Origin of the sequence: Luteibacter sp. 1214, assembly GCF_031455395.1 — a bacterium.
GTDB classification, from domain to species: domain Bacteria; phylum Pseudomonadota; class Gammaproteobacteria; order Xanthomonadales; family Rhodanobacteraceae; genus Luteibacter; species Luteibacter mycovicinus.
The window spans coordinates 288,450-297,877 of record NZ_JAVDSQ010000006.1 but is presented as its reverse complement, the minus strand read 5'-3'; the positions used below and the strand labels follow the sequence as shown (position 1 = coordinate 297,877).

General features: G+C 61.4%; 8 protein-coding genes. 1 reads left to right on the top strand and 7 read right to left on the bottom strand.

All coding sequences use genetic code 11. The features are described 5' to 3' along the window. Window positions 1-1,145: 1,145 nt before the first annotated feature. From J2X57_RS15325 to J2X57_RS15305, 5 genes are all read right to left on the bottom strand, one after another. Entirely contained in the window at window positions 1,146-1,778 is a 633-nt protein-coding gene (locus J2X57_RS15325) for an outer membrane beta-barrel protein (protein WP_309868426.1), read from the bottom strand. Between the two features lie 275 nt (window positions 1,779-2,053). Then, window positions 2,054-3,061 carry an ATP-grasp fold amidoligase family protein gene (locus J2X57_RS15320; protein ID WP_309868424.1) on the bottom strand — a complete coding sequence of 336 codons (1,008 nt, stop codon included), beginning with the start codon at window positions 3,059-3,061 and terminating at the stop codon, window positions 2,054-2,056. Window positions 3,062-3,251: 190 nt separating this feature from the next. Continuing rightward, entirely contained in the window at window positions 3,252-6,299 is a 3,048-nt protein-coding gene (locus J2X57_RS15315; RefSeq protein ID WP_309868422.1) for a TonB-dependent receptor, read from the bottom strand. Between the two features lie 319 nt (window positions 6,300-6,618). After that, window positions 6,619-7,293 (bottom strand): outer membrane beta-barrel protein, encoded by a 675-nt coding sequence (locus J2X57_RS15310; protein ID WP_309868420.1) that lies wholly within the window; start codon window positions 7,291-7,293, stop codon window positions 6,619-6,621. A gap of 269 nt (window positions 7,294-7,562) precedes the next feature. Beyond that, the gene (locus J2X57_RS15305) at window positions 7,563-7,847 is read right to left on the bottom strand and encodes a hypothetical protein (RefSeq protein ID WP_308846351.1); all 285 of its coding nucleotides are present in this window, start codon (window positions 7,845-7,847) and stop codon (window positions 7,563-7,565) included. A 127-nt stretch (window positions 7,848-7,974) separates the two neighbouring features. Between J2X57_RS15305 and J2X57_RS15300 the strand changes: the two genes are divergently transcribed. Continuing rightward, a complete protein-coding gene (locus J2X57_RS15300) occupies window positions 7,975-8,679 on the top strand; it encodes a glutathione S-transferase N-terminal domain-containing protein (protein ID WP_309868418.1) in 705 nt (234 codons plus the stop codon). Between the two features lie 4 nt (window positions 8,680-8,683). Here the strand turns inward: J2X57_RS15300 and J2X57_RS15295 are convergent, their stop codons facing one another. Together J2X57_RS15295 and J2X57_RS15290 are read right to left on the bottom strand one after the other, a co-directional pair. Further along, a complete protein-coding gene (locus J2X57_RS15295) occupies window positions 8,684-9,007 on the bottom strand; it encodes a DNA-binding transcriptional regulator (protein ID WP_309868416.1) in 324 nt (107 codons plus the stop codon). Window positions 9,008-9,058: 51 nt separating this feature from the next. Continuing rightward, entirely contained in the window at window positions 9,059-9,370 is a 312-nt protein-coding gene (locus tag J2X57_RS15290; protein WP_309868414.1) for a type II toxin-antitoxin system RelE/ParE family toxin, read from the bottom strand. Window positions 9,371-9,428 lie beyond the last annotated feature (58 nt).

Below are 9,428 nucleotides of genomic sequence, written 5' to 3'. Positions count from 1 at the left end.
CGGGAATACAACGAAGAGCGACCCAAGAAGGCACTCGGCGGGTTGACTCCCGCCGCTTACGCGAAACAGTTACATTAATCCTGAACTCAAGATCGGACCGCTACTCAAGGCGGGGGGACGTCGGACAACGTTTCCCTTGCGGCGGCCCATGACAGAAATCCGCTGAGCCAGCCGGAGAATCATTCAGTCAAGAACGCTTCGAAGAACGCGGTGGTGGCGTGGGTGTCAGCTTCGGCAGGTGTTCCCTACGGCCTTGAATCGTTGCTTACCGCCGAGGGGATAGTGATCGAGATTAACAAAAATGGCGGTTGGAAAAACCGTTGAATCTTGCGGTAGGTGTGACGGGTGACGATGGTCCGAAACCTCAGCAGGAAAAGTGACCATGATAGGCGGTGGTATATGGGGTTTACTTGGTCCGTTGATTGGTCCCCTGGCCGTTATGTTTACGATCCACGCCTTTCATCCACGCCCATTCCCAAAGGTGATTGGGAGAAGCACATCAATTCAATAAGTCCGGGTGGGGTAACTATCTCGGATAAACTAAAGGGCCTTCAATGAACATAGATGCTTTGGTTTCTTCGGAGATTGAGCTTCTAGATTTGATATTTGGGCTGAATCCGTTGGCTTGGCGGAGGTATCAACAGCACGGACTTGGATCTGGCAATGCTCGAGGAAGCGATGAGCCGAAGACCGTCATGTGGTGTCCGTTTGTAGCCTTCAGATTTGCGCTGGAAGACGCATCTGTTACGAAACGTCTGCGTGAAGCTGTAGATGCATTTCGAGGCATACTTACTTGGTCTCTCTTCGGTCACGAGCGGGAAGGCCTTCCAGGAACTAATTGGGCGATTGGGCCCGCGATATTGTTCGAAGTTAAGGAGCGAGCTGCAGCTTCGCGTATCAGCGCGGGCGAGTACCTCTCGCGAAAAGATCCGAGTCTCGTCTCGGCTGCATGCCATGAGTTCCCTTTGCTTGTGGGGCACGTTCGACTCTGTACTTCCGCTTAGATAGCCTTAGCATGCATGTATCGACGGTCCAGGCGACCGGGGGTGTGCAAGCTTGAGTCGTCACCGGGGGCGTGCCTGTCCGGGTTGATTCCGGTAGCGAGCCTCCGTGCGCGAGCGAGGCTCCGCACGGTGGCCGTGCCATTACAGGTGCGCTTCGATCGCCATGCCGAGCACGCGCGTCGACAGCGTTCGATGCCTGGAAGCAATCCCGGAGATCTGTGAGGTGTAACGCGTCACATCGATGCCAACGTCGAGATGCGACGTCACCGCATACCCCACACCAAGCCCGAGATAACGGCTGCCGCCCTTGAGCGTCCCACGGTAATAGTCCGAACCCGGGCCAGCCTGCGTGTGGCTCCAGTGCTGCGTTCGCATGCGGGCGATACCGGCGCGGCCGGTGACGGAGAAGCTCTGCGGCAGCTCCCATTTCAGGTTGGCGCCGATGAGTACGGCACGCGATCCGATCTCGCTTCGCGTGCTCAGCGGATACGTCCGGCTGCCGTACCGGTGTGTGCCCGTGGCGCGGTACTTCACCTTGCCCAGGTCCGCGTAGCCAAGCTCGGCACCGAGGGCGACGTGTTCACCCAGGCCCCAGCGATAACCGCCACCGAGTTCATAGGCGCGCGCGGACTTGCCGTCGTAGAGCTTGCTCGGCACGGCGTAGCGAGCTTTGCCGATGTCGGAACGGAGGAAAGCGCCGGCCGGGTTGGCGGCGGTGAAGGAAACGGCTGTCAGAGCCAGGGCGGCTGTGGTGACGAGCAAGACCTTTTGCATGAGGCATCCTTGGGAAGCGTGCAGCATTCCGCCGGGCGGTGCGCCGACGGGCCGTGGAGGCGACGGCAGTCTAGGCGGAGTGCGCCATCACGAGGATGGGGGATGACGGCATCGACAGCGGGGCCATCGGACAGCCTCAGAGCGAGAATTCAATCTCCAGCGCAAGTGGTTACGCGCATCCGTCCGTGCTTCTCAGCAAGCGCTTACGTGGGACTGGGAGAAGGACTACGCACGGTCGTGCGCCAAAATCACAAAGAGCGTGCGCCCAACGGAACTCAAGCCACCTGCGTGTGCAGCATCTCGTCGGTGAGATCGCCAAAGATCATCGCCGACGCCAGGCGCTCGCCATCCGGCGGACTGAACACGCCCATCGCGCCGCTCGGGCAATTGGTCATCTCGCCAATCAAAACCGACTCGCCGTCCGAATACATATCCACGCGCACCAGCGAAAACCCCTGGCTCAGCCGCGTTGCCACCTGCAGCATCCTGTCGAGATTCGCCGGCCGCTCGAAGTCGATCGACCCACGCTCGTACACCAGCCCGAAACCCTGCTCGCGCCAGTCCAGGTCGTAGAACTTGCGCACATGCCGCGAGTGCCTTCCGTAGTCGACCTGAATCAGCCGCGGCCGCCCTTGGAAGCAGAACACCTTGTAGTCGGTGATTTCCGCGTCGTTGAATATCAACGGCTCGACGATCACCTTCGGCTGCAGGTTCTTGTAGTTTCGCTCCCTTGAGGTCCGGTAATAATTCAGCTCGAACCAGCCGCGGATGCGCGCCATATCGACCGGCTCACCATGCTTGCGGGTGATGATCTGCCCGCTCGCATGCGTGGGTTTGATCACGCAGCGGTCGGGGATGAGATCGATGTCGACGTCGTCCACCCGGCGGAACACGGTATGCGTCGGCACGTTGTGCTCGTCGCCGACTCGGTCGCGGACGAAGGTCTTCACGAATTCCTTGTCGGTCACGTAGACGCGCAACGGGTCCACGATCTCGGTGGAGGCCTTGATGCGATGGATGACGTCGTTGAACAAGGGGTGTCGTCGACGCGGCAGGCGCCGGTGCTGCATCACGAAGCCGAACAGGTGAACGAGGTGGTCGACCGGCGCGATGGCAGGCAGGTGCCCGATGAGGGCGCGTTTCATCGAATTTCCGGACATCTCAGAGGCTTCCTTGTTTTGACCGGTTGGCTGGTAAAACGCACTGAAACGTTCGCTTCGTGGGCTACTCACAACTTGCGGATGCGCTTTGCGGGCAATCCAGGCGAGGCACGTTTTCGGCAAGACTAGCCGAAAGCGGCCCTAAGTGTGATGAAGGTCACATTCACGAATGTGACGCAGTCGACCTTTATGGCGCGGGCGGCCTAAACGCAAGAAAGCCGACCGGGCTGCGCCTGGTCGGCTTTCTCGTCAACGGCAACCCCGTGTTGTGCCTCGCGGCACTACCCCGGAGTCAGGTCCTTCGGGTCAGGGCTCAGTAGTCGTAATTCACGCTCAGGCGGAAATAACGCGGCTGCTGCACCGCCGTCGGCGTCCCGTACAGCGGGTTCGCCAGGTTCGGGCTTTGCTCGCCGTTCGGGTAGATACCGATCGTCCGCTGCTCGTTGAGCACGTTGAACACATTGGCGTTGAAGGCCAGCTTCGCATCGGCGAAGGCGGGACGGTAGGTCACGCCGAGATCCACCTGGCGCACCCACGGCAGGCGGCCGTGGCTGCCGGGCGGGGAGGGCTCGCCGTTGCAGAAGTGGTAGCTGTTGCCGTAGCCCGCCGGGTCGGTACGATCCGCGCCGAAGTAGCCGAGGCAGGGCTTGGGCGCACCGGAGATCATGCTGAGGTTGCCGCTGACCAGCCATTCGGGGCTGAACTGGTAGTAGCCGAAGAACTTCAGCTGGTGCTTGTGATCGTTGTTCTGCACACCGTTGGTGTTGACCATGATGTACGAGTTGTCCCAGTCCTGCGTGGTCGACACCGCGGTCTGGCCGGTGCCCCGCGATTCGCGGTACAGGTCCGAGCGCAGCTGGCCTTCCGTGTTGCCGTAGCTGCGCGAATACGTATAGCTGACCTTGCCATACCAGCCGTCGGCGAACGGATGTTCGAGGAAGGTCTCCAGCGAGTAGTAACGGCGCTTCAGGCGATCGAAACCGAACTCCTCGTTGGACAGCGGCACCTTCACGTAATTGCCCGAGGTATCCACCAGGTTGAAGGTGTTGGACTTGCCGGGGTTGAACAGCCAGCAGCTGACCGGATTGCTCTGGTCGGTCACGTCGTAGCCAAGTGACTGTGCCTTGGCCAGCACGAGGTCGATGTCGCAGTAGTCGTCGATGGCGTTACGCAGGATGCGCTGCGTGGCCTTGGCGCCATAGACCCAGTCGGTACCCAGCGTCTTCGTGAAGCCGAGGATGAACTCGTCCTGATACTCGGACTTGAGGCCCTGCGTCGTCACCGTCTTCGGATCGGGCAGCTGACCGAACGTGTTGTTGGCGGCGACCGGCGGCGAGATCGCTGTAAGGCCGGTCGGCGTCCCGTCGGCCGCGATGCCGCCATAGGTGAAGTACTGCGACGTCGTCAGCGCGCCGCCGGCGGCATTGAGCGCCGGATTCAGCGGCAGGCCGAGGTAGTAACGCCCCGCGTTGGCATACACCTTGAAGGTCGCGTCACCGAAGACGTCCCAGCTGGCTCCCAGGCGGGGCGCCCACTGCGGCTTGTGCTGGGTGATGAAGGCGTCGCCATCCGCGTTGAAGTTCTCGAACTGATCGTTACGGATACCGAACGAGAGCAGCCAGCGATCGTTCACCTGCCACTTGTCCTCGATGTACTGCGCGCGCTGCGTCGAGCGAACGGTGGCGAGACTGCTGTTGATGTTCTGGATGACGTAGTAACCGCCGGCACCGTTGGGGAAGCCGGCCGTCGCCGGCACACCGAGGCCCGTGGAAATCGGCGTGTTCGGATCGGACTGGCCATACGTCCACGAGTACCCGCCGGGACCCGACGTCACCGAGCCCTGGTCGATGGCCACCGCGGTCTGGTTGTCGATACCGGCGGTGATCGTGTGATCGCCGATCTTGTAGGTGATGTCGATGCGCGTATTGGTGGTGCGGTTACCGCGGCCCGAGGGACTGAGGCTGGATACGGTCTGGCTGTTGCCGCGCGACGATCCGCCGTTGAGCGCCGGGTTCTGGTTGACCAGGCCATCGACGTACGTGAGGCTCGAGTTGTAGCCGCCGGGCGCATCGTAGTCGGTGGTATGCAGCTTGCCGTACAGCGCGCTGACGGTCAGGTCATCGGTAATGTAGCCGGTGTATTTGGCCGTCCACAGGTTGCCGCCGGTCTTGATATCGTCGTCCTGGCCGATGCGATCCTGCCGCACGCGGTTGACGTAGTCGTAGTTGTAGATGCTGCCCGAGGTCTGATACTTGTCCGACGCGCCGGTCAACTCGAGGATGTTGTTGTCCGTGATGTTCCAGTCGATCTTGCTGTACCAGCGCGGCGAGTTGTATCGGTAATCGACGTAGGGCTTGGTACTCGTGTAACCGCTCACCGGGTTGACGGTATTGCCTTCCTGTCGCTGGTATTCGCCGGCAACGAAGATGAACAGCTTGTCCTTGATCAGTGGGCCGCCGGCATAGGCGCTGACCGTGGTGCTGTCACCGCCGTTCTCGCTATCGGGCGAGTACAGATTGCCGGCTCGGGGCGAGGCGGGCAGGCCGCTTTCGTAGTAGCGGTTGCGCTGGTTGGCGCGCGCGAAGCTCGGCTCCCACAGCACCTGCGTGCCGAAGTGCCATTCATTGGTGCCGCGCTTGCCGACCACATTGATGACGCCGCCGTCGGATCGGCCGTACTGGGCGCTGTATCCGCCGGTGTAAACCTCCTGCTGCTCGATCGCGCCATACGGCAACGACAGGCCGCCGAAGCCACGCAGGGGGTCGGTGGTCGAAAAGCCGTTGACGTAATAGGCATTCTCACTCGCGGCCGAACCACCGAAGCTCACCAGTGAATTGCCGGTCGGACCCTTGAAGCTGCCACCGTTCTGCACCACGCCGGGCGCGAGCAGCGCGATGGCTTCCGAGTTACGGCCCAGCGGCAGGCGTGCCAGCTGTTCCGAGGTGACGACGGTGCGCGAATCGATCGTCGATACGTCGATCTTGGGCAGCGCGGAAGCGGAGACCGAGACGCCGGACATGTCGGTGGTCTGTGCCTCGGCCGGAGCGAACGACACTTCGGTACCTGCGCCGACCTTCAGAACGACGTTCTGGCGCGTGTCGACGGTCTGACCATTGGCGCGCAGGGATACCGTATACGTGCCCAGCGGCAGCTGGCCGGCCGAATAACGGCCGCGCTCATCCACGGCGATTTCGCGGGTGATACCGGTGTCACTGGTGATGACGACCGTCTCGCCGGCGGCGACAGGCGCCTGGCCGAAGATGCCACCGGTGGTGGACTGGGCGAAGGCGGCGGGACTCGCGACGATTGCGAGGGCGATGGCCAGCGCGGACTTGTTCAAGGGCTTGTTACGGCTAAGCATGAAGAAACGTCTCCCTGGATCTGTTTGGACGCACGGACATGCACGGGTGGCCGCGGCGCGGCACCCGTAATGGCTGATAAAGGCAAACCCTGGCGCACGTCTCCGACGCTGACAACGCGCGTTGTCAGAGCGGGACGAGCCGCGTAAACGCGCATCCGCGCGTCGCTTCCCTTCAGAAGACTTCACGTGCTGCGTCGCAGCACTTGCTATCGGTTATATAGAAAAGTTACGGGGATGTATAGGGGTTTAGACGGCCTTTTCGAAAGAACGTCCGGTCGGCTGCGTCGGCGCCAGGGGGCGCTCCGGCGCGGCCAGGGCCTCAGAAACGCATATCCACGCCGGCGTGAATCGTATGAACGTGCATGCGGGTGCCGCCCGCCCGCCCGCGGGTTCCTGCGAGCGCATAGCGCGAAACGTCGAGTGAGAGATCGGTATTCGGCGTGACGGCAAAGCCGATGCCCGCGCCGAGATAAGGGGTGATCCCCGAGGTGGAGACGGCGGCGCTTCTCCGACGCGTGTGCACCTCCAGCGCCGTGTGCGTACGAGCGATGCCGCTACGCGTGGTCAGCGACCATTGTTCGCCGACCTGCCAGCGGGCGTTGACGCCGAGAACGAAGGCGCGCGCACTGAGGGTCGATTTCTCCCAGTAGGTGGGAACGGGGCGCTTCGGCTTGTTCTGCGGTTTACCGGGGATCGGACGGCGGCTGTTGCGGGTGTCCTGTTTCGCCGCCGGATCCGCCACGCGGTGGGTGCTGCCGCCGAGGTCGACATAGCCCGTCTCGACGCCCAGCGCGAACGTATTGGCGATCTGCCAGCGATAACCGCCGACGACGTCGTATGACATGTGCTTCTTTCCGTCGAAGCGCTTCTCGCCCGTGCCATAGCGCGCTTCGCCTGCGCCTAACTTCAGGAAGGTGCCGGTGGATGCGGCAGCCGGTAAGGACAGCGAAGCGAGTGCGACGGCAGCGAGCGTCGCATGCAAGATCTTTTGCATGGGATATTCCCTTCTGGTGGGTGGTGACGGTACGTCCCGTTGCGGACGTGGGGCGGCATTCTAGGAAGGGCGCCGCCGTTGTGCCGATCCCAGCGGCGCCGCGCCTTGGGACTTGCCTACAGGGCATGCATTGCCAATGCCCGTCGTGGCGCCGCTTCGCGCCAGGGACTTACGCAGCGCTCGGCTTGGTGCGGGTTTACGTGTCGAGGTATGGCTACAACGTGCGGCAGTCATGGCCGACCCTCGCCATGGGCCTCGGCGAAGCTGCTTCAGATGCCGAGGTGTTCATGAGGCCAGATAAGCAGGCTTACTCCAATGACAAGCAGGGTGGCAATCGTCACGCCGCCGAATAGCAAGAGTCCGTCGTCCGTACCCAACCATGCGAAGGTGCGTCCGATCACGCCGGGCCAGCCGTGCACGATCGAGTCGTCAAAGGCCAGCACGCCGATGAGGACGAGCCGCGTCATGAGCATCACCGCCATGATGCCGAAGGGCGAGCGTAGCGAGGCCAGTACGACCCGTCCGAGTACGATAGACAGCTCGATCAGTTCCATCACGTTCCATGGATGAAGCATTGGTTTCGAGTGTGTCTCGGTGGCTCGGTCAGCGCAACTCTGCGGCCATTGAATCGAACGCGCCGACGGCCTACCTTCGGTGCTTTATGGCCCGAAGGTATGCCTCATGTCCGACCTCTCCGCCTTTCCGATCACGTCGCGCTGGCCTGCCGCACACCCCGATCGTATCCAGCTCTACTCGCTGCCCACGCCTAACGGCGTCAAGGTATCGATCATGTTCGAAGAACTGGGCATTCCTTACGAGGTCCACCTCGTGGATATCGGCAAGAACGAGAGCAAGCTGCCGGAGTTCGAGTCGCTGAATCCGAATGGCAAGATCCCTGCGATGATCGACCCGGACGGTCCGGGTGGAAAGCCACTTGGCTTGTTCGAATCAGGCGCCATCCTCCTTTATCTCGCGGAGAAGACCGGCCGCTTCCTGCCGAAGGACGAAGCGAAGCGCTGGGAAACGATCCAGTGGGTCTTTTTCCAGATGGCGGCCATCGGCCCGATGTTCGGCCAGGTCGGCTTCTTCCATAAGTTCGCCGGCCGCGAATACGAAGATAAACGTCCGCTGGAGCGCTACGTCGCGGAAAGCAAACGACTGCTCGCAGTGCTCGACCGGCAGCTCGACGGTAAGGACTGGATCGTCGGCGATGAGTACACCATCGCGGATATCGCCACGCTGGGCTGGGTCAATAATCTGGTGACGTTCTATGGTGCCCGTGACTTGGTGGGCTTCGATGACTTCTCGAACGTCATCGCTTGGCTGGAGCGAGGCACGTCGCGGCCTGGCGTGGAGCGAGGGCTGAAGATTCCGTCGCGTAGCTGATGTATCAGGCCAGCACCTGGATTCCGTGCTTGGCAACAACAGCAAGAAGCTTCAGCGCCATACCGCTAGGCTTCTTGGCCCCGGATTCCCACTTCTCAACCGTGCTCTCACTCGTATTCAGGTAGCGCGCGAATACCGGCTGGCTCACATGATTCCGCTCGCGAAGCTGCTTGATCTGCAACGAGTCGATCATTGGGGGTGTAGCGATGCAGAGATCATCGAAGTCCCGCATGGTTGCCTTGTCGATGGTCCCAGCTCTGCGCATTCCGGACACGGCGCTGTGAATCGCCTCGAATGCGTCGCTCTTATGCTTACGATTAGCGTTCATTACGTACCTCAATGAGTTCCGAGATCGCCACTTCCTTGTCGATGTCTTGCTCTACCTTTCGACTGTAAAGTGCCGCAAGCTTCCTGAACGCGGCGAGTTCCGAGTCGTCGATATTTGCCCGATCCTTTTCGCGAACAGATAGGCAAAGATCCAGTACCGCCGTCCTTTCGCGACCACGATAGACCTGTGCATGTTGCGGTTGAGGCGTTTCTTGAAAACCCCGCCGCCCAGGTCATCGGCTTGGCCGCGCATGACTTCGAGCGCCGCGTTTCGTAGCTCCGAGTCGCTGATCAGGTGTTTTTTCGCCATCTTGGCGAACCACGCGGTCTTGAACACACGCTGGCCTTGCGTCCATTCGTCCATGGCTTAGGGTAGCACTGGGTGCTAGCTATTTCTAGCCAAAAAAACGGCCGCATGATGC

Excerpts from the sequence above, each read along its gene's own strand:
- J2X57_RS15290 (WP_309868414.1), bottom strand. The coding sequence starts at position 9,370 with ATGGACGAATGGACGCAAGGCCAGCGTGTGTTCAAGACCGCGTGGTTC.
- J2X57_RS15325 (WP_309868426.1), bottom strand. The coding sequence starts at position 1,778 with ATGCAAAAGGTCTTGCTCGTCACCACAGCCGCCCTGGCTCTGACAGCC.
- J2X57_RS15310 (WP_309868420.1), bottom strand. The coding sequence starts at position 7,293 with ATGCAAAAGATCTTGCATGCGACGCTCGCTGCCGTCGCACTCGCTTCG.
- J2X57_RS15315 (WP_309868422.1), bottom strand. The coding sequence starts at position 6,299 with ATGCTTAGCCGTAACAAGCCCTTGAACAAGTCCGCGCTGGCCATCGCC.
- J2X57_RS15295 (WP_309868416.1), bottom strand. The coding sequence starts at position 9,007 with ATGAACGCTAATCGTAAGCATAAGAGCGACGCATTCGAGGCGATTCAC.
- J2X57_RS15305 (WP_308846351.1), bottom strand. The coding sequence starts at position 7,847 with ATGGAACTGATCGAGCTGTCTATCGTACTCGGACGGGTCGTACTGGCC.
- J2X57_RS15300 (WP_309868418.1), top strand. The coding sequence starts at position 7,975 with ATGTCCGACCTCTCCGCCTTTCCGATCACGTCGCGCTGGCCTGCCGCA.